Raw genomic sequence first — 23128 nt, forward strand, 5'->3', positions numbered from 1 at the left:
AAGCGGGCGTGGGGGCGAGCCGGGTGGCATGCGGCGACGCGAGATAGTCGAGCAGCCGCTTTGCGTTCGCCGGTGCGAAGGGCGGTGTGTTCCTGCATCGGTTTTCTCCGGTCGTGTTGTCCTTGCCGTACCTGCGACGCATGGCGACTGCAGGCGTGGCGCCGTCGGGTACACCGTGCGTAAGTTAGCGGAAGCGCCGGCGCGAGGCCAGCGCGATTTTCGCTATCGACGACGGCAATTCGAACGGCAGCTTCTCTTGAGGTCGATCTCTCCGGTCAACACGTCGGCCACTGGCGACGGAAATGCCGAACGTTACACGTCCGCGAGTCGTTAGCTTTTTTTGCCGAACAGGGCACAAAGCGCCTCGCCGATACCGCTGGTTCCGTTTCCGCCATCTTTCACGAAATTGCTCGACTCCTTGTCGGCATAGTTTATGTTGAAATAGAAGACTTCGCCCTGCTCGTTTTTGCAGCTGCGCTCGGAAATGGAGGCTTTTCCGAAAGTCGTTCGATTTTCGTTGGTATTAACGCTCTTGAGCGTGGCGCCCATATATCGAACGCCGTTTTCCCTGTATATTTTTGCGCTGCCCTTCTTGATATAGAAGGTGCTATTGTTCGTTTCAACTACATTAATCCACATCGACTCGGGCGCCACCTGGCGGACGGTAGTGGTCCCCGCAATCTGGTCCAGCGTGGCACAGACGGATTCCGCCAAGGCGCTCGCAATCGTGCCCCCGTACACGACAAAGTCGTCATGCGCAGTCGCTTTTCCGTCCATATTGGCGTAATAAATCAGTCCCTCACCGCGCTCACAATCGCTGACCTTGGCGAAAAGCTCGCCGAGTTCAATGTGATCTGTCGAAGGCGACGTTCTCTTGTAGGTGATCACGACATCCTTGTATTTTCCATCCAGCGTTCCAAGTTGGCCGGAATTTCGCTTGGCGTACCACTTGTCACCACTTTTACTGAGCGCTATTAGCATCCAGCCGTCGTCCGCGTTCTGCGCCATATCGGCCATTGCTGTGGCAGGGGAAAGAAAAGATCCGAGGACGGCGAGTGCGAAAGAAGCGAGCGTTATAATGCGTTTCATGTTGACGGGGTAGTTGATGCTAAGCTTTGAGAGGATGCGAAAAAGATTTTTTGATCTTGATAATCCACTCGTAGTTAACGGACGTCGCCTCCCGAACTTGAGGGGAAAGCGGCAACCCGGGCACGACATGAAAGACGACGCGATATGCCGGCCGCGCGACCGCGCTTGTCTCGCCCCCCGCATCGCGGTATCGTCCACGCTTCCCCCTTCCTCGCCCCGGAGGCCGCCGTGCCCGCTGCCACTCCCGCCACGCTGAGATTTTCCACCGACAAGCGCGAACTCGACGTCGACGCGATCTTCGACTTCCTGCATCGCGAAGCGTACTGGTCGAAGGGCATCCCGCGCGACGTGGTCGAGCGTGCGATCGACGGCTCGCTGTGCTTCGGCGCGTATGTCGGCGAGCGCTTCGTCGGGTTCGCGCGGCTCGTCACCGATCACGCGACGTTCGCGTACCTGTGCGACGTGTTCGTGCTGCCGGCCGAGCGCGGTCGCGGCTACGGCCGCGCGCTGATCGACCACGTGTTCGCGCAGCCGATGGTGCAGGGCCTGCGCCGCATCATGCTCGTGACGAGCGACGCGCACGAACTGTATCGGCCGGTCGGCTTCGGGCCGTCCGCGAATCCCGAGCGGCTGATGGAGATTCGCCGCCCCGACATCTACACGAAACGCTGAAACGCCTGGGCGCGGCGCAGCGCATACAATACGCGCTTTCCGATTTGCCGAAGGGACGTGCATCATGACCGAACAGGAAGCCGAACAGCTCGCGACGCACCGCCATTACAAGGGCGGACTCTATCGCTATATCGGCGTGGCCCGCCATTCCGAAACCGAGGAAGCGGTGGTCGTCTACGAGCATCTGTGGCCGCACGCGCGCGGACTATGGGTACGACCCGAAGCGATGTTCAACGAAAACCTGCCGGACGGCACGCCGCGTTTTCGCAAGCTGCGCGACTGAGCCATCAAGACGATCCGGCGGCCGGCCGGTTCCGTCACGAACGGGAACCGGCGCCGGTTTCGTCCGGTACTACGCCCATCCCATCCTGCCGCATCGCCAGCGCAAAAAAGCGGCGGATCTCGTCCAGCAGTTCCATGCGCGCGCCCGCGAAATCGAATGCGCGCCGGCTTTCCTGCGCATAGCGCCGCCGCCAGTCGTTCGCTGCGCTGCGCGCGTCGCGGGCGCGCAATGCATCGAGTTCCGGCGTGCGCAAGGCATGGTCGGCGATCAGCGTCACGCCTTCGCGGCTGACTTCCAGCACGCCGCCGGCCACGGGCAGCCGGCGACGCTCGCCGCTGCGCGCATCGACGAGCGTCACGACGCCCGGCTTGAGACGCGTGAGCAGCGGTGCATGGTGCGGCTAGATGCCGAGTTCGCCGCTTTCGCCCGGAACGGCGACGAAGTGCGCCTCGCCGGCATACAGCGCACCCTCCGCGCTCAGGATGTCGAGTTTCATCGCACTGACCATGTCAGACGGCCGCCGCGCCCGCGACGATCTCGCACAGTTCGGTGGTGATCAGCGCCTGCCGCGTTTTCTGATAAAGCTGCCGCAACTCGCGCAGCACGCGGTCGGCGTTGTCCGTCGCGGTCTGCATGCTGAACATCCGCGCGCATTGCTCGCACGCGTAGTTCTCGACGACGGCCTGGTACAGCATCGCCTCGACGTAGCGCAGCAGCAGCGTGTCGAGCGCCGGTTTCGGCGCGGGCTCGTACAGGTAATCGGCAGCGCGCGCGCCGTCGGTCGGCGCGGCGGTGTCGAGCCCCGCGACCGGCAGGATCGCGTCGATACGCGGTTCGTAGGTCAGCGGGCTCGTCAGCCGGTTGTAGCCGACGTGCACTTCGTCGAGCTCGCCGTCGACGAAGGCGGTCAGCGGCACCAGCAGCGCGCCGAGCAAGGTGTCGAAGTGCGGCTCGGCCGCGAGGTTGGCGGCGCGCGCCACGATGGTCGCGCCGTGGCGCGCGAGCGGCGCGATGCCGCGCGCGCCGATCACGCTCAGCTCGCACGCGATGCCGGCGTTCTGCCAGGTTTCGATCGCATCGATGCATCGCACCAGCAGACGCGCGTTGAGCGGGCCGCACAGTCCGCGATCCGTGCTGACGACGATCAGGCCGACACGGCGCACGTTCGCGCGTCGCGCGATCAGCGCCGACGCGTAATCGGGCCGGTCGCGCAGCACGCGCTCGGCCATCGAACGGATGCGGGACGCGTACGGCCGGAATTCGCGTGCGCGCTTCTGCGCGCTCGCCATCCGGGTGCGCGCCATCATTTCCATCGCCCGCGTGATCTTGCGGGTCGACGTCGTGCTGGCGATCTTCGAACGGATTTCGTGAATGTGCATGGCGGCGTCGGGCAAAGGTGCGCGCATCGCCCGCGGCGGCATGGCGATCCGGAAGTCGTTGTGCAGATCCATGCTATCGGGACTTCACCCGAAACCATTGACGGCCGTCAAGCTTGTGTCGCGCCGATCGCTCCAGAATGCGGTGTCGCGATCGAGGAAGGGGCCGTCATGAGCATGCATTCAGCCGGGAATACGATGAACCGAACCGACGATCTCGCGGCCCGACCGGCCCCGGCGCCTGCGTTGCCGATGTTCTGGCCGATGGCCGCGATGACGATGCTGCAGGCCGGCTCCGGGATTGCCGCGCGCAATCTCCGTTTTCTCGCGGAAGAGGAGAAACTGCATTTCGAGCTGCATCCGGCGCTGGCATCGCCGAGCCGGCCCTTGCTCGAATTGCGCACGATGACGTTTCGCGACTACTCGATCGTGCCGGGGCAAGGCCTGCCGACGATCGTCGACGCGCCGTACGCGGGGCACAGTGCGATGATCGCCGACTACCAGCCGGGGCAGAGCCTGATGGAGACGCTGCGCGGCAACGGCGTGACGCGCCTGTACCTGACCGACTGGCGCTCCGCGACCGACGACATGAAGGATTTCGAAATCGACCAGTATCTGGCCGAGCTGAACGCGTGCGTCGACGAGCTCGGCGGCCGCGTGAACCTCGTCGGGCTGTGTCAGGGCGGCTGGATGTCGGCGATGTATGCCGCGCGCTTTCCGCACAAGGTCGCGAGCCTCGTGCTCGCGGGCGCGCCGATCGACACGGACGCGGGCGACGGCCCGATCAGGCGCATGGCGCACGCGTATCCGCTGTCGTTCTACGAGGAACTCGTCGCGATGGGCGGCGGCCTGATGCGCGGGCGCTTCATGCTGCGCGGCTGGAAGAACATGCATCCCGACGAGCACTACCTGTCCGAGCACGTCGACCTGTACGCGCATCTCGACGAGCCCGACTACCTGCGCAAGCGCGAGGTGTTCGCGAGCTGGTACGAAAACCCGATCGACCTGCCGGGGCGCTGGTATCTGCAGGCGATCGAGCAGATCTTCAAGGAGAACCGGCTCGCGAAGGGCGCGTTCGTCGCGCTCGGCCGCACGCTCGATCTGAAAAACATGCGGTGTCCTGTCTATCTGCTCGCCGGCGAGGCCGACGACATCACGACGCCCGAGCAGGTGTTCAATGCGCGCGACTGTGTCGGCACCCCGGCCGCGCAGGTGACGAGCCGGCTGGTGCCGGGCGGCCATATCGGGCTGTTCATGGGCTCGCGCACGCTGAAGGCGGTATGGCCGGAGATTGCGCGCTGGATCGCTGCGCAGCGTTAGCGCTGCAACCGGCGGGCGTGGTCTGGCTCAGGCGGCGCTGGCGAACGCCTGCGCGAAAGCCGGCGGCGCGTTGCCGATCCGGATCTCCGGCGTGCCGTGCCACGCCGCGAGCTTTTTCACGGCCTTCGCGACGTCGGCCGCGACGCCCGCGCCGATGCGCACGCCGGGCTCGACATGCACGGACTTCAGTTCGAACGTGCCGAGCATGCGATGCGCTTTCGCATCGACGCGGCCGATCAGCCGGCCGCGATGCAGCACGGGCAGGCAGAAATAGCCGTAGCGCCGCTTGTGTGCGGGGGTGTAGCACTCGATCGTGTAGTCGAAGCCGAACAGCGTCGACGCGCGCCGGCGGTCCCATACCACCGGATCGAATGGCGACAGCAGCGTCGTGACCGTCGAGCGCAGCGTGTCGGCTTCGGCGGCGGGCAGCAGCGCTTCGAGCGAGCGGTGTACGTAAGCGGGCTCCTTCCAGTCGCCGACCTGCACCGGAATCAACTCGCCGGCTTCCGCGAGCCGTTCGAGTTCCGGCTTGTACGAGCGGCGCGGCAGCCGGTAGTAATCGGCGACCCAGTCCGCACGCACGATGCCGAGCGCGCGGCACGTGTAGTCGAGCAGCGCGGGCAGCACCGCCTCGCGCGGCGGCAGGTCGCGCGCATCGTCCCAGTCGGGCAGCACGCGCTCGCGCAGGTCGTACACGCGCTGGAAATTGCGGCGCTCCGACACCATCAGCTCGCCGGTCGTGAACAGCACTTCGAGATGACGCTTCTCGGGCTTGCGGTCCCACCAGCCGTTGCCTTTCGCGCCGTCCTCGCGAACGAAGTCGGCCGAGCGCACCGGGCCTTCGCGGCGGATCCGCGCGAGCAGCCGTTCGATCTCGTCGCGTTTTTGCGCATGCCAGTCGGCCGCGTATTGCCAGCCCATGCCGGAGGGATCGAGCATCTTGTAGCGCATCAGGCCGAACTGCTCGATGGGCAGGAAGCACGCCTCGTGCGACCAGTATTCGAACAGGCGCGCCTCGGCCAGATGCTCGTCGAGCCAGTGCGGGGAAAAATCGCCGAGCCGGCTGAACAGCACCAGGTACGGGCTGCGCGCGACGACGTGAATCGTATCGATTTGTAACTGCGCCATGCGGCGGATCGTGTCGAGCACGTCGGCCTTGGTCGCCTTGCGGCGCGGCGGTGTCAGCAGGCCCTGCGCGGCGAGATGCAGCGCGCGGGCGGCGGCGGGCGAGAGCGTCGGCATCGGAACGGCGGAAAAGGGTGGCGGTCGGGCACCACTTTAGCGCGAAAGCGGCGCGCGCGTGCGACGTGCGCACGCCACGCATCTGACAATGGTTGACAGATGCCCGACGCAAGATTCCCTATAGTGCACTCATGGCGCGACGACATGCGCGCACAACGATTCCGCTTCCGACGCACGATATGTCCATGGCACGCAGGAAGCGAATCCGGGATTCTCAACCCCCAACGGGAGACCCGGAGCCCTGAGCGGACATCCATGCGGCTGTGCACCGGCCCCGTGTGGATGTCCGCTGATTTTTTTTGTTTTCCGCGCTGCCGATCGATGCAGCGCTTTCAGGCCCGCTTCAGGCCCGCTTGCCGCGCGCGACTTCGTCGCCGGCGCCGGGCGGCAGCTTGCGCGTGATCGGAATCGACGCGAACGAGCACAGCCCGACCACCACGAACGCGGGCCAGAAATCCGACCACACCATCGTCTGATGGCCTTGCAGCCAGTGCGAGATGTGCAGCACGAGGCCCGCGACCGTCACGCCGAGCCCGAGCGACATCTGCTGCACGACGCTGCCGAGGCTCGTCGCGCGCCCCGCATCGCGCGGCGAAATGTCCGCGTAAATCATCGAATTGAGGCTCGTGAACTGCAGCGCGGGAAAGATCCCGCCGACCAGCACGATCAGCCAGATCGCCCAGGTCGCCATGCCCGGATGGAACACGCCGTACGCGGCGATCGCCAGGCCCGCGAATGCCGCGTTGTACATCAGCACCGTGCGAAAGCCGAAGCGGCGCAGCGTATGGGTGGCCGTCGAGCGGCTCACCGCGCCGCCGAGCGCGGACGCGCAGGTGATCAGCCCGGAGTGGAACGCGGTCATGCCGAGTCCTTCCTGCAGCGCGAGCGGCAGCAGGAACGGCACCGCGCCGAGCCCGATGCGAAACAGCGAGCCGCCGACCACGCTCGCATGGTAGGTCGGAATCTTCAGGAAGCTGAGGTCGAGCACCGGCCGCTCCTTGCGGCGCGCGTACGGCACGTAGAGCACGAGCAGCACCGCGCCGGCCACGCACATCGTCAGCGCATTCGCGCGCGTGGTGAGCGCGCCGTCGATCAGCGTGAGACCCATCAGCAGCAGCGCCGCGCCGCTGGCGGACAGCAGGAAGCCGAACCAGTCGAGCGGGCCCGGATCGGGCTCGTGCGTGTTCGCGATGTGCTTGCTGGCGAGATAGATGCCGTACAGGCCGATCGGCACGTTGATGAAGAAGATCATCCGCCAGTGCAGGTAGGTCGTGATGAAGCCGCCGACGAGCGGCCCGACCGTAGGCCCGAACAGCGCGGGAATCGCGAGGTAGTTCATCGCGCGCACGAGATCGGAGCGCGGCACCGCGCGGAAGATGATGATGCGGCCGACGGGCACCATCATCGCGCCGCCGACGCCCTGCACGAAGCGCGCGAACGTGAGCAGGCCGAGCGAATTGGATGCGGCGCACAGCAGCGAGCCGGCGACGAAGATGCCGATCGCGGTGCGGAACACGGAGCGGGCGCCGAAGCGGTCGGCGAGCCAGCCGCAGATCGGGATGAACACGCCGAGGCCGACCACGTAGGCCGTGATCGCGATGTTCAGCGTGACGGGGCTGTGCCCGAAGTCCCTTGCCATCGCCGGCAGCGCGGTGACGATGATGTTTGCGTCGACGCTTTCCATGAACAACGCACAGGCAACGATGAGCGGTGCTAGGAAGACGGGCGACATGGGCTGGGCGCGCGGTAAAGACGCCATTATGCCCACATTGTGGTCGCTGCGTCACGCATGGCCGCGCGTGTTCCGCATGTTGCAACAGTCGTTCCTGTTGCGCGGCCGGCAACAAGAGACGACTGCGCGGGACCGCGGCGCATGACGTGACACATGACACCGGCCGCGAATGCGGGCCGCGAAGCTTGCGCGCCGCGCGCGTTTCGTGCGACAGTCGAATCCTCGCGAAACACATCATCATGCGCATCGATCGACGGCCATCGAGACGAGCGCACGCGTGCGGAGACCCTTGCCGATCCACTCACCATCGAAAGGAGGGGACACGCCATGACGTCACGTCGTGCCGCATCGACCGCATCGCATCCCGCGCCGGCCGCACCGCGCATCCGTTGGGCCGCCGCGCTGGCGGTCGCCTATCTCGCCGTCGCCGGCTGTGCCGCACAGGCCGACAGCGCGAACCAGGCCGCCGTGCAGGCGGCCGCATCGTCCGCCGCCGTCGCGACGCCCGCTTCGAGCGCGCTGCTGCCACCGCCGAGCCAGCTCTACGGCGACCTGTTCGTCGCGGTGCAGACCGCGCAGCTCTATCCCGACCAGAAGACCTTCGTCGACGCGACGCCCGATACCGATCCCGCGACGATCGTGCAGTTGTATCAGCAACAGAAGTCGCAGCCGGGCTTCTCGCTGAAGGCGTTCGTCGACCAGCACTTCACGCCGCCGCCCGCGGGCGGCGTGACGCCGCCGCCGAACCAGACGCTGCGCGAGCATATCGACTGGCTGTGGCCGCAACTCACGCGCACGAGCACGAGCGTGCCGCCGTACAGCTCGCTGATTCCGATGCCGAAGCCGTACGTCGTGCCGGGCGGCCGTTTCCGCGAAGGCTATTACTGGGACACCTATTTCACGATGCTCGGCCTGCAGGTGTCGGGGCGCGAGGATCTCGTCGACGACATGCTCGACAACTTCGCGCACCTGATCGACACGGTCGGGCATATCCCGAACGGCAACCGCACGTATTATGCGAGCCGCTCGCAACCGCCGTTCTTCGCGTACATGGTCACGCTGGCCGCGCAGGCGGAGGGCGACAAGGTGTACCAGAAGTATCTGCCCGCGCTGCGCAAGGAGTACGCGTACTGGATGCAGGGCGAGACGTCGACGCCGCGCGGGCAGGCCGCGCGCCACGTGGTCGCGATGCCGGACGGCGCGGTGCTGAACCGCTACTGGGATGCGAGCGACACGCCGCGCGACGAGTCGTATCTCGAGGACGTGACGACCGCGAAGGCCGTGCCGGGCCGCCCCGCGAACGAGGTCTACCGCGACCTGCGTGCGGGCGCCGAGAGCGGCTGGGACTACAGCTCGCGCTGGCTCGGCGACGGCCGCACGCTCGCGACGATCCGCACGACGTCGATCGTGCCGGTCGACCTGAACAGCCTGATGTTCCATCTCGAGCGGACGATCGTGAGGGGCTGCACGATCACGCACGACGTCGCGTGCGTGACCGACTTTTCGGCGCGCGCGACGCGGCGCGCGGCGGCGATCAATCACTATCTGTGGAATCGTCGCGGCTATTACGGCGATTACGACTGGCAGCTGCGCAAGCCGCGCGACGGCGTGAGCGCGGCCACGCTGTATCCGCTGTTTACCGGCGTCGCATGGCCCGAGCGCGCGAAAGCGACCGCGCGCGAAGTGCGCCGCACGCTGCTGCAGCCGGGCGGGCTCGCGACGACGACCGAGAACACCGGGCAGCAGTGGGACGCGCCGAACGGCTGGGCGCCGCTGCAATGGATCGCGATCGAAGGGCTGCGCCGCTATGGCGAGCCGGCGCTCGCGAAGGACATCGGCACGCGTTTCCTGACCGACGTGAAGCACGTGTACGCGACCGAGGGCAAGCTCGTCGAGAAATACGTGGTCGAGGGGGCCGGCGAGGGCGGCGGGGGCGGCGGCGAATATCCGCTGCAGGACGGCTTCGGCTGGACCAACGGCGTCACGCTGAAGCTGCTCGGGCTGTACGGCGAGTGATGTGCGCACACGCTGCGCGGCATGCGCCGCGCAGCGGCGCAACGCGGGCCGGCGCGTGCTGCCCGCGCAGGCGTATCGCGCGCGTCAGAACGTGATCGTCGTGCGCACGCCGATCACCGTTTCGTCGCCGATGCGCGCGCCCGTCGCGTCCGGGATGCCGCCGCCCGGACGGAAGAAGTGCTGCAGGTCGGCCTGCAACTGCCACCACGGCGCGACCTGGTACTGGTAGGTCGCCTCGATCACCGTCTCCGCGCGGCGCACCGGATAGCCGGGCGTCGTGTAGGCGCCGACGTCGCCGTCGAGCGCGCGCGCATGCGAGCCGATCTTCGCGTAGCCGATCGCGATGCCCGCGACGTCGTCGTCGCGTCCGGCGAACGGCGCCTTCAGCGTCACGCCCGCGTTGGCGGCGAAATCGACGACGTTGCGGTCGCCCGGCGCGCCCATCACGCGCGCGAACACGCCGACCGAGCGCGGGCTGTCGGCGGCCGGCCGCCATACCATCTGGTCGGCGACCGCATAGAACCCGTAGTTGCCGCGATGGGTCGCCGCCACGCCGTTGCTCGCCGGATTCGCGAGCGACAGCCCGTCGGCGCCCGTGCGCAGATCGTTCGCATGCTGCGACTGATACCAGACGCCGAGCTTGTACGTGCCCGGCAGGCCGGCCGGCTGCGGTGCCTTCGGATCGGCAGGCGGCGCGTTCAGCGCATACTGGACTTCGCCGATCAGCAGCGCGCCGCTGCGCAGGTTGAAATTCGTGCCGTGTGCATTGAGTTGCTGCGGATCGCCGTCGAGGCGGCCGGCCGGGTTGCCGTCGAACACGCCGGCGAGCACGGTCCACGCATCGGACGGCTTCACGCGCAGCCGCACGCCGAGCGACGATAGCGGATACGCGGGGCCGCCCGACGGCAGGTCCGCCGACGGCAGCACGGGCCAGCCGAACGTCGCGTTCATGAACGACGCCGCGTACTGGCTCACCATGAATTCCTGGTCGAGACTTTGCTGGCCGACCTTCACGTCGAGCTTGTCGCCGAGGAACGCCTGCTGGTACCACAGCTCCCACAGTCGCGTGGTCGAGTTCGCCTCGATGCCGGTCGCGGTCTGCAGCGTCTGCAGATAGCGCTGGGTGAGGTTCGACCCGTGAATCTGCAGGCCCGACACGTTGAACGTACCGCCCGGCAGGCCGATCGCCTTTTCCGTATCGACGCTGAAGCCGAACTGCGTGAGCCCCTGGTATGCGCCGCCGCGTCCGGTGCCGCCGGCCGCGTTGTACAGGTACTCGCTGGTTTCCTGCAGGTTCAGCGTGACGCCATGAGCGCCGAGCACGTCGCGCAGGCCGCCCATGTTGCCGAGCAGGTTCGAGCGCTCGAAGAGGCCGGCGGGCGCGGCAGTGTCGGCCGACGGTGCCGGTGCGGCGCCGCTGGCGCCGGCGGCGGCTTCCGGCGCGGCCGGCGGTGCGGACTGCGCGAACGCGGGTGCGGCGGCGAGCGACAGCAGCAGGGTGGCCAGTGCGTGCAGGCGTGGCGTGTGCAGGGCGGGTGCGAAGTGGTGCTTCATGTGGATCCCGTTGACGATTCGATTAGTCAGGCTGAAGAAGGGAAGGTGCGGTTCGGTGCGCGGGCGCGCGTGGCAGGTCGCGTGCGGCTATGGCAGCCAGCCGCCGACACGTCCGGCTGCCGCGAAGCCGACGCGCGATGCGGCGACGCACAGTAGCGCGGTGAGCGCGATGGCGGCGGTCATTGCACCGACCAGTGCGCAGTCGAGCAGCCGGGGCGGGGACGGCAGATGGGCGAACGCGCGCCGGTTGCCGGGCCCGGGGGCAAGCGGCGACAGACCCGCACCGGGCACGATGCGCCTGAGTCTGACCGCGAACGATGGAATGAACATGACGTGGCCTCCGTCCGGTCCGGCGAGCGCCGGACGACGTGATCGAGCGCCGGGCGCGCGGCGCGCCCTGCGATCGGCGGTTGAAACGTAACGGAGCGTGCGACGGACGAACCGGCGATGGCCGGCCCGGAGGAAGCGCGCTAACCCGGCGAATGCGAGCTAGCGGCGGCAGGCATGCTGGCTGCTATCTCGCGATGGTTTGGCCGGCCTGGACCGGCATCGAACTGCAACTGGAGCATGTGTCCACGAAGGGACTCCTGTGTTGAACTGCGGCGGATTGTAGACGGCCGATTTGCTGCAGTGCAAGTAAAAAACGCATCAAGAATCGTCGCCGCGACCGGGTCGGGCCGCGCCGGCGCGAGGTGGAACCGATCCCGCGCACGGTCCGGCCGTTGCGTGCGCGCATCGCGCGCGACGCCCGGCGTGAAAGGTTTCGTCGCGTGTTTTCGAGGGCAAAACTTTCAGCGTCGCGGCCGCGAAATTTTATTTCCGGAAAAGGGTTTCAAGGGGTTGACTTCGCTTTCGGCCGGTCCATAGAATCCGGCATCTTCACTTTTGGGGCAGCCGTCTTGGACGCTTGCAGTAGTCGATCTTCGAACGAAATTTCCGCCTGAGCGACCGACGTCCGCGCCTCTTCAAGCCGCCGTTTGTCACCCAGGCAAACGGTGCGCGCAGCAGTACTCCGCAGCAACACTTCCTACGTGCACCCTGATTCGCGCCGGTTAGCGTGATGCGTTCGCGCATGCGCCGTCCGGTTTCGCCGCCGCCGGGCCGCGGCCGCGTTCGCGCATGCCTTGCCAGGGCGCGCGGATCCGGTCACCGTGCCGGACGGCGCCCAACCGTGTTCCCCGGAACACCGTACAGGAGCCGCCATGAACGACAGTGACAGTTGTCCCTTATGCCATGCATACCGCCAGACCCTTTTGAACCCGGGTCGCAGGGACACTCCGGCCGACTAGCCTGATTCCGAACAGGCGCCGGACTGGCCCCGCACCCACGACGCGGCCGGCACGTCTTGCCGTCGCCGCACGGAGCCAGACCATGAACTTCGGCCTTCTGCTGTCGAATCTCCCGCACGTCGCGGAATCGCGCGCCCACTACGACGGGATGCTCACGCTCGACGCGCGTCCGCGCGTGTTTTCCCGTCTGCTGAACCAGTTGAAATCCTTGATCCGCTGAAACGCCGCGCGCGCCTCGGCATGCGCGCGCGGCCGCGAGCCGCGGCGCCGCGTGCGCATGCCAAGGTCACACGCTGTCAGACAACCCCAGTCGTACGGAAGCCATCATGTCCACGCCATCCAACGTCTCTCCGCCGATCGCCGTCGAACGCAGCGCCGTGCTCGACGACGCCCATCTGGGCGACATCCGCGGCGCGCTCGGCACGATCGCGCATCACGACACCGCGCCGCGCGGCACGTGGCGCGCCCGCCTGCGCACGCTGCTCGCGATCATCGGCCCCGGCCTGATCGTGATGGTCGGCGACAACGACGCCGGCGCGTTCGGCACCTATACGCAGGCCGGCCAGAACTACGGCACGACGCTGCTGTGGACGCTGCTGCTGCTCGTGCCCGTGCTGTACGTGAACCAGGAAATGGTGCTGCGCCTCGGCGCGGTCACGGGCGTCGGCCATGCGCGCCTGATCTTCGAACGCTTCGGCAAGTTCTGGGGCGCGTTCAGCGTGATCGACCTGTTCCTGCTCAATGCGTTGACGATCGTCACCGAGTTCATCGGCATCACGTTCGTGCTCGACTTCTTCGGTCTGCCGAAGGTGGCCGGCGTATGCGTGGCCGCCGCGTTGACGATGGCGGCGGTCAGTACCGGGGATTTCAGGCGCTTCGAGCGCTTCGCGGTCGTGCTCTGCGTGCTGAGCCTGCTGCTCGTGCCGGTGCTCGTGTCGATCCATCCGCCCGTCGCGCAGATGACGAGCGATTTCCTCGTGCCGAACTGGCCCGCGCACGCGAAGCTGTCGGACGTGATGCTGCTGGTGATCGGCATCGTCGGCACGACGGTCGCGCCGTGGCAATTGTTCTTCCAGCAGAGCTACGTGATCGACAAGCGCATCACGCCGCGCTTCATCAAGTATGAAAAAGTCGATCTGTGGATCGGCATCGCATTCGTGCTGATCGGCTCGGTCGCGATGATCGGCTTCAGCGCCGCGCTGTTCAGCGGACATCCGGAAGCCGGCAATTTCACCGACGCAGGCGGCATCATCGCGGGCCTCGAGAAGTATGCGGGGCGTACCAGCGCGACGCTGTTCGCGGTCGCGCTGCTCGACGCATGCATCATCGGTGCGGCGGCCGTGTCGCTGTCGACGGCCTATGCGATCGGCGACGTGTTCAAGATCCGCCACTCGCTGCATCGCGGCGTGGGCGACGCGAAGGGCTTCTATCTCGTGTATTTCGGCATCGTCGCGGCCGCGGCCACGCTGGTGCTGATCCCGGGCAGCCCGCTCGGCCTGCTGACCGAAGCCGTGCAGACGCTCGCGGGCGTGCTGCTGCCGAGTGCGACCGTGTTCCTGCTGGTGCTGTGCAACGACCGCCAGGTGCTCGGCCCGTGGGTCAACTCGATGAAGCTCAACGTGTTCACGGGCGCAGTCGTCTGGGTGCTCGTGCTGCTGTCGATCGTCCTGACCGCGTCGGTGATGTATCCGGACATCAGCGGCGAAGCGATTCTCGACGTGCTGGTGGGCGGCACGGTGCTCGCGATCGCCGGCTATCTCGCGACGGTGCTGATCCGCCGCAACGGGCGCGTCATCGAACCGGGCATCGACCGCACGCAGCGCGACACGTGGCGCATGCCGCCGCTCGACACGCTCGCGCCGCAGAACATGACGCTGTCCACGCGCATCTGGATGGCCGTGCTGCGCGGCTATCTCGTGATCGCGGTCGGTCTCGTGATCGTCAAGGTCGTGCAGATGACGCTGCTGAAATAGCGCGCGCGATGCAGCGGCGCCGCACGCGGTGCCGCGCCGCCACCCGTCGATGCCGGCCCGCGGGGCCGGCATCTGCGTTGACGCGTGCGGCGCTCGCGCCGCCGTCAGATCAGTTCGAGCTTCGACGTCAGGTAGGTGAGCTGAATCCGGTTCGCGACGCCGAAGCGCTTGCGCAGCTTGCGCAGGTGATAGTCGACGTTGTGCGCGCTGGTATCGAGGCGGCGACCGATTTCCTTGTCCGACGCGCCTTCGGCGATGCCGAGCAGCAGTTCCTGCTCGAACGGCGTGAGCCCGTTGACCGCGCGCTCGCGCGACGTCGCGATCAGCTGCGGCGATGCGAACTTGTGCACCGACAGCCCGATCGACAGCGCCTGCTCGACGGTCGCGGGCGTGATCCATTCGCGCGTGCGGCGCGGTGCGGTGAAACTCATGAACGCATGCAGTCGCGTGCCGGGCACGGCCATCGAATACATGATGCCGCTGCACATGCCGTCGTCCTGCATGGTCTGCAGGAAGCCGTCGAGCGACGCGGGCGTCACGCACCCGTCGTCGCGCTGGCGATGCTCGCGGCGCAACTGCTGCAGGTCCCACACGATCGGCATGTTGCACACGCGCGCGCCGAGCGTGCGCGGATCGACGTCGTGGTGGTTGTGCCGCACATAGTCGCCGCGATAGGTGGCCGGCGTAAACGCTTCGTGCAGGTAAAGGCTCTCGACGCGTTCGTGCGCGAATTCGAGCGCAAAGTACGCGAACGTCGAGAAACCCGTCAGATGCAGCAGGCCCGACACGATGCGGTTGCGCTCGGCCGTGCTTTGCGCATGCGCGAGCGTGTCCGCGACGCCGAGCTTCGGCGCGTGCGGCTGTGCGATCTCGTTGCGTTTGACGTCGTCGCACCAGACGACCTGCACCGGGCGCTCGCGCAGTGCGCCCGGTCCGCGCGGCGGGCAGGGAACGGCTGGGGCGACGGCTGCTTCATGCAAGGCAATATCGGACATGACCCATCCCTCGGAATCGACGCGCCACGCCGCGCGATGGCCGCCGTGTCGTGCACGGCGGGCGACGGTGCGATCGAAGCATCGTATTGATATGCGCCGGTCGTGATCCTGACGAAACGCGGGGGCATTGTACAAAAATGCCGGCGTGCGCGTAATATGCCGTAATACTAATCGCGGCGAAAGTTTCATGTTCGCCCGGCAATGACGATTACCAGAAAAGCATAAAGAAAAGACCATGATGTGACGGGGCTTGTTCACATATTGGGAAGGGGTGGGCTCCTCATGACATACGCTGACGGCGCGCCACGCGTCGAATGGTTTTCGCAAGCCGATATCGCGGCGGCTGCCGCTTATTCGAATGAAATTCAGGCAATCGATCGCGACGTTTTTACCGCGATTCAAATTGCGTCCGGTAAATCCGACCTGGGTTCGGTCGATTTCGCGCAATGCCACGAGCGCTTGAGGCAAATCGGATTCAGCACGCTCGGATATGGCGCCTATGAAATGATCGGGCGGCGCATTCTGTGCGCGCATCTGCTGCGCGATCTCGCGCCGGCGACCTTCATGCAGCCGTACATCGAGGGCATGCTGTACGAGAGCGATCCGCGTTTCGCACAGGTGCGGCAAAGCGGGTTTCCGGTCGCGTGGCGGCTCGACGAGATCGAGGCGGCCGCGCAGCGCGACGGCGACCGCAAGGTGCTCGCGCTCGCGGGCCATCTGCGCGCGCATGCGATGAACAGCGGCGTGATCTTCAGCCTGTCCGCGCCGCGGCTCGACCTGCGCGTCGCGGTGAACGTGTCGTCGGAGGCGCACGGCACCGAATGGATCGACGACCGCGTGATCGGCGGCGCGCTGTCGGTGAGCCTGGCGGTGCATCGCGTCGCGCTGCCGTTCCTCGAGGCGCGCATCGCGCGCCTGCGCGGCTTCTCGCTCGGCGACGAGCAGCAGCAGGTGCTCGAACGCCTCGTGCACGGGCTGTCCGACCAGGAAATCGCGAGCGCGCTGCGCACCTCGCTGCACAAGGTCGGCCATCACATCCGCTCGCTCGAAAAGCTGTTCAACGTGCAGAATCGCGCGCAACTCGCGTATCTCGCCGCGCGCCGGCTGCCGTCCTGACGCGGCTTTCCGCGGCCCGGCCCGCAGCCCGGCGCGCGGGCCGGTTCGCCATGGAAGCGGTTCCGTGGAGGCGGGGCCGGATGCCTCGCCGGGTTTCGTAGTCCGATCCGAATGCCGCCGGGAAACGCGCTTTCGCGCTACGAGGCGGATCGGTTTTTACGCGGTTTCGCGTCGCTACACTCGTCCCATTCCAGCACCGCGCGGCGCGCGGGCATCGATTGCCCGCGCCCGCCGGCGACAACGACAGGACGACGGCACGATGGCAGAACCGAAGGCGCTTTCCCGCGACTGGCAGCGGATGTTTTCCGCCGGCCGCGGCGTGTCCGGGCGGCGTCTCGGCGCGTCGCCGCGCGCCGACCTGTTCCTCGCCGCGTTCATCGTCGCGGTCGTCGCGCTGTTCATCCTGCCGCTGCCGCAGGCCGCGCTCGACGGGATGATCTCGCTGAACCTCGCCGCGAGCGTCGTGCTGCTGACGGTGTCGACCTACGTGCCCTCGGCGGTCAGCTTCTCGTCGTTTCCCGCGCTGCTGCTGTTTACGACGCTGTTCCGCCTCGCGCTGAACATCGCGTCGTGCAAGCTGATCCTGCTGCATGCGAATGCCGGTCACGTGATCGACGCGTTCGGGCGGCTGGTAGTCGGCAACAACGTCGTGGTCGGCGGCGTGGTGTTTCTCGTGATCGCCGTCGTGCAGTTCATCGTGATCGCGAAAGGCTCGGAGCGCGTTGCGGAGGTCGGCGCGCGTTTCTCGCTCGACGCGATGCCGGGCAAGCAGATGAGCATCGACGCGGACCTGCGCGCCGGCATCATCAGCGCCGACGAGGCGCGCGAGCGCCGCGAGAAGCTCGAGCAGGAATCGCAGATGCACGGCGCGATGGACGGTGCGATGAAGTTCGTGAAGGGCGACGCGATCGCGGGCCTCGTGATCGCGTTCATCAACATCGTCGCGGGGATCGCGGTCGGCACGCTGATGCACGGGATGGACATCGCGCAGGCGCTGCAGCGTTACGCGATCCTGACGGTCGGCGACGGGATGGCGTCGCAGATTCCGTCGCTGCTGGTCTCGATCGCGGCCGGCATCGTGACGACGCGTGTCGCGACGCGCGACGCGCGCCAGCGCCAGCTCGGCGAACAGCTGGGCGAACAGCTCGGCGCGCATCCGCGTGCGCTGCTGATCGCCGCACTGGTGCTGGCCGGCTTCCTCGCCGTGCCGGGCTTCCCGAAATGGTCGTTCGCGCTGATCGCGCTCGCGCTCGGCGCGTTCGCGTTCTCGCAGCTCAAGCGCAAGACGGCCGCGCCGAGCTTCAACCTGATCCATATCGCCGGGCGCGTCGGCGCGCTCGACGACGGCCAGCCCGCGAAGGTATCGCATGCGGCGGGCGTCACGTCGCTGATCGCGGTATCGCTGTCCGACGACCTGCGCACCACGCTGAATCTCGCGCAGCTGCAGGCCGCGCTGTCGGGCGCGAAGGCGCGCGTCGACGCGGACATCGGCACGGTGTTCCCGCGCATCACGCTGAACGATGACGAAGGCGCGCCGGCCGGCAGCTACCGGATCTATCTGCAGGACGTGCTTGCCGCGCACGGCGCGCTGAAGCCGGGCTGGCTGCTGTGGGACGGCGTCGCGCCGTTGCCCGAGCATGCGGAGCGCCAGCCGGCCGAGGCGTTCGGACCGTTTGCGACCGCGCTGTGGATCAAGCCCGACGGCGCGGCGCCGGACGGCAAGTGGCTGACGAGCGAAGCCGCGCTGGCCGCGCACGTCGAGCAGATCGTGCGTCAGCATGCCGATGAGCTGATCGGCATCCAGGAGACGCAGGCGCTCGTGCACCTGGTGCGCCGCGATCACCCGGAACTCGTCGGCGAGCTGACGCGGCTCGTGCCGCTGCAGCGCGTGACCGAGGTGCTGCGCCGGCTGCTCGCCGAGCAGGTGCCGATCCGCAACCTGCGCGTGATCTTCGAAAGCCTGATCACGTGGGCGCCGAACGAACCCGACGACGTGATCGCGCTCGTCGAGCTGGTGCGCGTCGACCTGCGCCGGATGATCACCGACCGCCATGCAGGCGCGGCGCGCCAGCTGCGCGTGGTGCTGTTCGAGCAGAACCTGCAGGAGCGCATCGAGAGCGCGGTGATTCGCACCAAGCAGGGCAATTTCCTCGCGCTGTCGAGCGCGGTCAAGCAGGACATCGGCGAGCAGGTGCGGGCGATCGTCCAGGCTGCGCAGGCGGGCCAGGGCAATGCGCAGGGCGCGGCGCGGCTCGCGGTGATGGTCGCGCTCGGCGCGCGCCGCTACGTGAAGACGATCCTGCAGCCGGTGCTGCCCGACCTCGCGGTGCTGTCGTACCAGGAGATCGAGGAGGACGTGCAGCTGCATACGGTCGGCTGGGTGAAGAACCCGCCCGACGACGGCACGGTCGGCGCGGGCGCCGAAGTGCGCGCGCCGGGAGTCGCGCAATGACGAGCTCGACGATTCTCGACCTGACGCGTCAGGCGCTGATGCTGGTGCTGCTGCTGTCGCTGCCGATCGTGCTGATCGCGACGGTGACGGGGCTCGTCGTCGCGATCCTGCAGGCCGTCACGCAGGTGCAGGACGCGAACATCGGCATTGCGGTGCGGCTGATCGCCGTGATGGTCGCGCTGGTGCTGCTGTCGGGCTGGCTGGGCGGCGAAGTGCTGCGCTTCGCGCAGCAGGCGCTGGAGCGCATGTTCGTTTCTTCCACGGGAGTTTTTTGATGCGTCGACGCGTCGCCTCGATCCGCCTTCCATCGCGCAGCCTGCAACGGGCCGCGCTCGCCATGTGCGCCACCGCGCTGCTCACGGCGTCGCTGTGCCTGTCGCCGGCGCAACCCGCGCGCGCCGCGGATCTGCGCTGGCGCAACAAGCCGTTTACGATCGTCGCGAACGGCAAGAAGATCGGCGACTTCATTCGCGAACTCGCGTCGTCGCAGGGCGTGACGGCCGTGGTCGACCCGAAGGTCGACGGCGTGATCAGCGGCCGCTTCTCGGGCACGCCGCAGCAGACGCTCGACACGATCTGCTCGACCTACGGGCTCACGTGGTACTACGACGGCTCGTTCCTCTACGTCGATCCGGCCGACCAGTCGCAGACGCAGATGATCCCGATCCCGCCGAACGCGGCGGGCGAAATCGGCCGAGCGCTGCAGGCGATGCAGATTCCTGACAAGCGCTACACGCTCGTGATCAACGATCGCGCGAACAGCGTGTACGTGGCCGGCCCGCGCCGCTACGTCGAACTCGTGCGACAGGCGGTTGGCACGGTCGGCGATCCGTCGGCGAACGGCCAGCATGCGGATATCCGCGCGTTCCGGCTCAAATACGGCTGGGCCTCGGATTTCACGATCAATCGCTCGGGCAAGGAAGTCACGGTGCCGGGCGTCGCGACGATCCTGCGCCGGCTGTTCGGCAAGGGCGGCGGCACGGGGCCGTCGCCGTCGAGCGCGCCGCTCGGCCAGGCCGCGCGACAGGTGAAGCTCGGCTCGGGCCTGACGATCGCGGTGCCGCGCCTCGACTTCCCCGATATCTCCGGCGGCCCGCGTTCGGCCGGCTATGGCGGCGACAGCAGCGCAGGCAGCGCGTTCTCGCCGTTCGCGGGCAGCGGCGGCGGCGATTCGCTGCCGCAGATCGAGGCCGATCCGGCCATCAACGCGGTGATCGTGCGCGACCTGCCGGAGAACATGTACCGCTACCAGTCGCTGATCAGCCAGCTCGACGAGCGGCCGCGCATCGTCGAGATCAACGTGACGATCATCGACATCAACGAGGACTCGCTCGACAGCCTCGGGATCGACTGGCGCCTGCACACGACGCACGGCGACGTGCAGATCGGCAACGGCTCGAGCCCGCTGAACGGCAACACGCAGTACAACGGCTCGGGCAACCCGCCGCTGACGTTCGGCATCGGCACCAGCGAGACCGGGCAGACCGGCACGTTCATGCCGACCGGCATCGCGCTGACCGCATCGATCGGCGGCTCGCTGCGCAACTATCTGCTCACGCGCGTGAACGCGCTCGCGCAGAAGGGGCAGGCGCAGCTGCATTCGAAGCCGAAGGTGCTCGCGCTCGACAACACCGAGGCGATCCTCGAGAACCTCACGCAGTTCTACGTGCAGGTGCAGGGCTACCAGGATTCGTCGCTGTACAGCGTGACGACCGGCACGAGCATCAAGGTGACGCCGATGATCGTCGACGACGCGATCCGCAATGCGGCCGCGGTGTCCGGCAGTCCGGCGAGCAATCCGCAGAGCGTGATGATGTCGATCGACATCCAGGACGGCAACATCGTGCCGGGGCAGGCCGTGTCGAACGTGCCGGTGATCCAGCAGCGCAACATCGTCACCAAGACGATGATCGACGAAGGCCGGAGCCTGCTGATCGCGGGCTTCAACGATGACGAGGTGCATCTCAACAAGAGCGGCGTGCCCTGGCTGTCCGACATCCCGCTGATCGGCAACCTGTTCAAGTACACCGACAAGTCGGGCAATCACATGGAGCGCTTCTATCTGCTGACGCCGCGCGTGGTGTCGACCGCGTCGATGTATGCGCCGGACGGCTCGCCGGTGAACCCGGGCGTCGATGCGCCGGCCGATGCGAGCGGCGTGTCGATGTATCGCCCGCCGGACAACGACATCGCGGTGCCGCTGACGCCGCAGCCGCTGCCCGGCACGAAGTTCGGCCCGCCCGCGCTGCCGCCGCCGAAGGATGCGGCATCGCAGCCCGCGGCGACGACCGCAGGAGCGCCTGTCCATGTCGACGAGCATCATTGAACCGCACGGCGACGGCGCATTGCCCGGCGGCGGCGCGGCGGGCGGCGCCGCCGCGCTCGCGTCGCCGTGGAATCTCTGCTTCCTGAGCGGCCCGATGTACGGCCGCACGATGTCGCTCGCGCGCGGCGCGAACTGGGTCGGCACCGCGGCCGACTGCGAGGTGATCCTGCCCGATCGCGAGATCGGCGCGAAGCAGGTGTGCCTGCAGGTCGGCGCGCTGGCCGTCACGGTGCAGAACCACGGCGGCGACGCGGGCGCGCCCGTGCTGTTCAACGACGAGCCGATCGGCGCGGGCCGCCGCTCGATGACGCCGCAGGACGTCGTGACGATCGGCTCGATCAAGCTCGGCATCGCGCGGCACGCGCAGGCGAGCGTCGCGGTGCCCGACGAGACCGGCACGCCGGACGCCGAGCGGACCGCACCGTGGCTCGGCTGGCTGACGGGCGGCTTGCGCCGCCTCGGCAGCCGGCGGCTCGTGATCGCGCTCGTCGCGCTATGGGTCGGCGTGCTGCTCGGCGCGCTCGGCTACGGGTTCGTCGCGTGGTCGGGGCGCCTGCCGTGGCAGCACGAATCGGTGCTGGCGCGCACGCACCGGCTGCAGCAGCTGTTGCACGCGTATCCGGAGCTCACGGTCGCGCCGCGCGACGACGGCGTGATCGTGTCCGGCTACGTCAGCGATCCGGCCGCGCGCGAACGCGTCGCGCAGATCGTGTCGGGCGTCGACAACGCGGCGCTCGGCAACCTCTACGTGGTCAGCGATCTCGTCGCGACCGCGCAGACTTATTTCAGCGATACCGCACTGACGGTCACCTATCTCGGCCGCGGCCGCATCGAGCTGACCGGCGCGGCCGCGCGCGCGCAGATCGAGCCGCGGATCCGCAACTACATGAAGGACGCGCGCCCGGCGCTCGAAGTCGTCGATCACGTGAGCGATGCGGAGGCGGCCGCGCCGCGCACGACGACGACGCTCGGCGGCGTCGCCGGCATTCCGGAGATCACGACCGTGTTCGCGGGCGACGGCGACCAGCGCTATATCGAGACGGCCGACGGCAGCCGCTATTTCGAAGGCGCGCGGCTGAAGGAGGGGCCGACCGTCGTATCGATCGGCCCGGACGAGGTGGTGTTCGAACGCAACGGCCAGCGCATCACGATGCCGCTCGGCGCACCGTCGGCGCGTGCGCCGGAGCAGGCGCCGGCGCCGGCGCCGCCGGTGGCGCCGCTCGCCAGCGGCGCGGCCGCCGGTGTCGCGCAGCCGGTGCCGGGGCCGACGCTGTTGCCGGATGCACCGGCCGCGGCGACGGCGGATGCATCGAAGGCGGCGGCGCATTAGCGCCGCGATGAATCGGGCGCATCGCGTATCGCGCGGTGCGCGCATGACGCGACGCGTCGCCGACGGGCGGCGCGTCACGTGGCGGGCAGCGGCATGGGGCCGCTGCCGCAAGGTGGATGAACTTCACGCAAAGGAGCGAAACATGGGTGCCTCGGCCACAACTGGTGCGACCAACACGAACGACGTTCAGCAGCAGGCGAACGATCTGACCAAGACGCAGCTGGAGCTGACCAAGATCAACTTCCAGGTGCAGCAGTCGACGGCGACGTTCGAAACCAGCAACGCAGTGACCGCGCAGGAGGGGACGGCGAATGCCCAGGTCGCGCAACATCTGAGTTCCGCCGGCCGCGCATGACGCCGGAA

General features: G+C 67.6%; 20 protein-coding genes and 1 pseudogene. 13 read left to right on the plus strand and 8 right to left on the minus strand.

The features are described from left to right. Nucleotides 1-330: 330 nt before the first annotated feature. Nucleotides 331-1287, minus strand: coding sequence for a hypothetical protein (locus WS57_RS03860; RefSeq protein ID WP_155755005.1), 957 nt, complete (start codon nucleotides 1285-1287; stop codon nucleotides 331-333). A gap of 30 nt (nucleotides 1288-1317) precedes the next feature. On the opposite strand from WS57_RS03860, the gene WS57_RS03865 reads away from it, so the two are divergent. Together WS57_RS03865 and WS57_RS03870 are read left to right on the plus strand one after the other, a co-directional pair. Then, entirely contained in the window at nucleotides 1318-1761 is a 444-nt protein-coding gene (locus tag WS57_RS03865) for a GNAT family N-acetyltransferase (RefSeq protein WP_009687838.1), read from the plus strand. A gap of 64 nt (nucleotides 1762-1825) precedes the next feature. Beyond that, nucleotides 1826-2044 carry a DUF1653 domain-containing protein gene (locus WS57_RS03870; RefSeq protein WP_009687837.1) on the plus strand — a complete coding sequence of 73 codons (219 nt, stop codon included), beginning with the start codon at nucleotides 1826-1828 and terminating at the stop codon, nucleotides 2042-2044. A gap of 34 nt (nucleotides 2045-2078) precedes the next feature. Here WS57_RS03870 and atpC read toward each other — a convergent pair. Then, nucleotides 2079-2552, minus strand: a pseudogene (gene atpC, locus WS57_RS03875) (ATP synthase F1 subunit epsilon). A gap of 1 nt (nucleotide 2553) precedes the next feature. Then, the gene (gene atpG, locus WS57_RS03880; protein ID WP_069244333.1) at nucleotides 2554-3423 is read right to left on the minus strand and encodes an ATP synthase F1 subunit gamma; all 870 of its coding nucleotides are present in this window, start codon (nucleotides 3421-3423) and stop codon (nucleotides 2554-2556) included. Between the two features lie 195 nt (nucleotides 3424-3618). Here atpG and WS57_RS03885 point away from each other — a divergent pair, with 195 nt between their 5' ends. Beyond that, nucleotides 3619-4740 (plus strand): alpha/beta fold hydrolase, encoded by a 1122-nt coding sequence (locus WS57_RS03885; protein ID WP_069244334.1) that lies wholly within the window; start codon nucleotides 3619-3621, stop codon nucleotides 4738-4740. 27 nt (nucleotides 4741-4767) lie between these two features. On the opposite strand, the gene WS57_RS03890 is transcribed toward WS57_RS03885, so the two are convergent. After that, entirely contained in the window at nucleotides 4768-5982 is a 1215-nt protein-coding gene (locus WS57_RS03890) for a winged helix-turn-helix domain-containing protein (RefSeq protein WP_069243772.1), read from the minus strand. A 343-nt stretch (nucleotides 5983-6325) separates the two neighbouring features. Further along, entirely contained in the window at nucleotides 6326-7714 is a 1389-nt protein-coding gene (locus WS57_RS03895; protein ID WP_052102434.1) for an MFS transporter, read from the minus strand. On the opposite strand from WS57_RS03895, the gene WS57_RS37530 reads away from it, so the two are divergent. Together WS57_RS37530 and treA are read left to right on the plus strand one after the other, a co-directional pair. Further along, complete coding sequence (locus WS57_RS37530) at nucleotides 7665-7859, plus strand: hypothetical protein (protein ID WP_167361705.1); 195 nt, start codon at nucleotides 7665-7667, stop codon at nucleotides 7857-7859. The two genes, WS57_RS03895 and WS57_RS37530, sit on opposite strands and share 50 nt — an antisense overlap. Before the next feature lie 182 nt (nucleotides 7860-8041). Beyond that, nucleotides 8042-9730 carry an alpha,alpha-trehalase TreA gene (gene treA, locus WS57_RS03900; protein WP_059601234.1) on the plus strand — a complete coding sequence of 563 codons (1689 nt, stop codon included), beginning with the start codon at nucleotides 8042-8044 and terminating at the stop codon, nucleotides 9728-9730. 84 nt (nucleotides 9731-9814) lie between these two features. Here the strand turns inward: treA and WS57_RS03905 are convergent, their stop codons facing one another. Next, nucleotides 9815-11284 carry a carbohydrate porin gene (locus WS57_RS03905; protein WP_059512468.1) on the minus strand — a complete coding sequence of 490 codons (1470 nt, stop codon included), beginning with the start codon at nucleotides 11282-11284 and terminating at the stop codon, nucleotides 9815-9817. A gap of 87 nt (nucleotides 11285-11371) precedes the next feature. Then, nucleotides 11372-11614, minus strand: coding sequence for a hypothetical protein (locus WS57_RS03910; RefSeq protein ID WP_059512470.1), 243 nt, complete (start codon nucleotides 11612-11614; stop codon nucleotides 11372-11374). A 1041-nt stretch (nucleotides 11615-12655) separates the two neighbouring features. Here WS57_RS03910 and WS57_RS37535 point away from each other — a divergent pair. Further along, nucleotides 12656-12793, plus strand: coding sequence for a hypothetical protein (locus WS57_RS37535; protein ID WP_167361716.1), 138 nt, complete (start codon nucleotides 12656-12658; stop codon nucleotides 12791-12793). 106 nt (nucleotides 12794-12899) lie between these two features. Next, a complete protein-coding gene (locus WS57_RS03915) occupies nucleotides 12900-14546 on the plus strand; it encodes an NRAMP family divalent metal transporter (RefSeq protein ID WP_040131257.1) in 1647 nt (548 codons plus the stop codon). A 104-nt stretch (nucleotides 14547-14650) separates the two neighbouring features. Here WS57_RS03915 and WS57_RS03920 read toward each other — a convergent pair whose 3' ends face one another. Continuing rightward, a complete protein-coding gene (locus tag WS57_RS03920) occupies nucleotides 14651-15541 on the minus strand; it encodes a helix-turn-helix transcriptional regulator (RefSeq protein ID WP_040131258.1) in 891 nt (296 codons plus the stop codon). Nucleotides 15542-15823: 282 nt separating this feature from the next. Between WS57_RS03920 and WS57_RS03925 the strand changes: the two genes are divergently transcribed. The 6 genes from WS57_RS03925 to WS57_RS03950 all read left to right on the plus strand — a co-directional run bounded on the left by WS57_RS03925 (nucleotide 15824) and on the right by WS57_RS03950 (nucleotide 23120). Continuing rightward, nucleotides 15824-16657, plus strand: coding sequence for a helix-turn-helix transcriptional regulator (locus WS57_RS03925; protein WP_009687670.1), 834 nt, complete (start codon nucleotides 15824-15826; stop codon nucleotides 16655-16657). A 259-nt stretch (nucleotides 16658-16916) separates the two neighbouring features. Continuing rightward, nucleotides 16917-19109, plus strand: a complete 2193-nt coding sequence (sctV, locus tag WS57_RS03930) for a type III secretion system export apparatus subunit SctV (RefSeq protein ID WP_069243773.1) — start codon at nucleotides 16917-16919, stop codon at nucleotides 19107-19109. Further along, entirely contained in the window at nucleotides 19106-19384 is a 279-nt protein-coding gene (sctS, locus tag WS57_RS03935; RefSeq protein ID WP_009687668.1) for a type III secretion system export apparatus subunit SctS, read from the plus strand. The genes sctV and sctS overlap by 4 nt, the downstream gene beginning before the upstream one ends. Then, the gene (gene sctC, locus WS57_RS03940; protein WP_069243774.1) at nucleotides 19384-21435 is read left to right on the plus strand and encodes a type III secretion system outer membrane ring subunit SctC; all 2052 of its coding nucleotides are present in this window, start codon (nucleotides 19384-19386) and stop codon (nucleotides 21433-21435) included. The genes sctS and sctC overlap by 1 nt, the downstream gene beginning before the upstream one ends. Next, a complete protein-coding gene (sctD, locus tag WS57_RS03945; protein ID WP_069243775.1) occupies nucleotides 21416-22765 on the plus strand; it encodes a type III secretion system inner membrane ring subunit SctD in 1350 nt (449 codons plus the stop codon). The genes sctC and sctD overlap by 20 nt, the downstream gene beginning before the upstream one ends. Nucleotides 22766-22907: 142 nt before the next feature. Next, nucleotides 22908-23120: a hypothetical protein gene (locus WS57_RS03950; protein WP_040132076.1), complete on the plus strand. Its 213-nt coding sequence runs from the start codon at nucleotides 22908-22910 to the stop codon at nucleotides 23118-23120. The last annotated feature ends 8 nt before the right edge of the window (nucleotides 23121-23128 follow it).

The sequence above is a fragment of the Burkholderia pseudomultivorans genome, assembly GCF_001718415.1.
In the GTDB taxonomy this organism is placed as follows: Bacteria; Pseudomonadota; Gammaproteobacteria; order Burkholderiales; family Burkholderiaceae; genus Burkholderia; species Burkholderia pseudomultivorans_A.

Bases quoted from the DNA above. Each gene is read 5' to 3' on its own strand.
- WS57_RS03870 (WP_009687837.1), top strand. From the start codon at position 1,826: ATGACCGAACAGGAAGCCGAACAGCTCGCGACGCACCGCCATTACAAG.
- atpG (WP_069244333.1), bottom strand. From the start codon at position 3,423: ATGCACATTCACGAAATCCGTTCGAAGATCGCCAGCACGACGTCGACC.
- WS57_RS03885 (WP_069244334.1), top strand. From the start codon at position 3,619: ATGAACCGAACCGACGATCTCGCGGCCCGACCGGCCCCGGCGCCTGCG.
- WS57_RS03890 (WP_069243772.1), bottom strand. From the start codon at position 5,982: ATGCCGACGCTCTCGCCCGCCGCCGCCCGCGCGCTGCATCTCGCCGCG.
- WS57_RS37530 (WP_167361705.1), top strand. From the start codon at position 7,665: ATGAACAACGCACAGGCAACGATGAGCGGTGCTAGGAAGACGGGCGAC.
- WS57_RS03895 (WP_052102434.1), bottom strand. From the start codon at position 7,714: ATGTCGCCCGTCTTCCTAGCACCGCTCATCGTTGCCTGTGCGTTGTTC.
- treA (WP_059601234.1), top strand. From the start codon at position 8,042: ATGACGTCACGTCGTGCCGCATCGACCGCATCGCATCCCGCGCCGGCC.
- WS57_RS03905 (WP_059512468.1), bottom strand. From the start codon at position 11,284: ATGAAGCACCACTTCGCACCCGCCCTGCACACGCCACGCCTGCACGCA.
- WS57_RS03910 (WP_059512470.1), bottom strand. From the start codon at position 11,614: ATGTTCATTCCATCGTTCGCGGTCAGACTCAGGCGCATCGTGCCCGGT.
- WS57_RS37535 (WP_167361716.1), top strand. From the start codon at position 12,656: ATGAACTTCGGCCTTCTGCTGTCGAATCTCCCGCACGTCGCGGAATCG.
- WS57_RS03915 (WP_040131257.1), top strand. From the start codon at position 12,900: ATGTCCACGCCATCCAACGTCTCTCCGCCGATCGCCGTCGAACGCAGC.
- WS57_RS03920 (WP_040131258.1), bottom strand. From the start codon at position 15,541: ATGTCCGATATTGCCTTGCATGAAGCAGCCGTCGCCCCAGCCGTTCCC.
- WS57_RS03925 (WP_009687670.1), top strand. From the start codon at position 15,824: ATGACATACGCTGACGGCGCGCCACGCGTCGAATGGTTTTCGCAAGCC.
- sctV (WP_069243773.1), top strand. From the start codon at position 16,917: ATGGCAGAACCGAAGGCGCTTTCCCGCGACTGGCAGCGGATGTTTTCC.
- sctS (WP_009687668.1), top strand. From the start codon at position 19,106: ATGACGAGCTCGACGATTCTCGACCTGACGCGTCAGGCGCTGATGCTG.
- sctC (WP_069243774.1), top strand. From the start codon at position 19,384: ATGCGTCGACGCGTCGCCTCGATCCGCCTTCCATCGCGCAGCCTGCAA.
- sctD (WP_069243775.1), top strand. From the start codon at position 21,416: ATGTCGACGAGCATCATTGAACCGCACGGCGACGGCGCATTGCCCGGC.
- WS57_RS03950 (WP_040132076.1), top strand. From the start codon at position 22,908: ATGGGTGCCTCGGCCACAACTGGTGCGACCAACACGAACGACGTTCAG.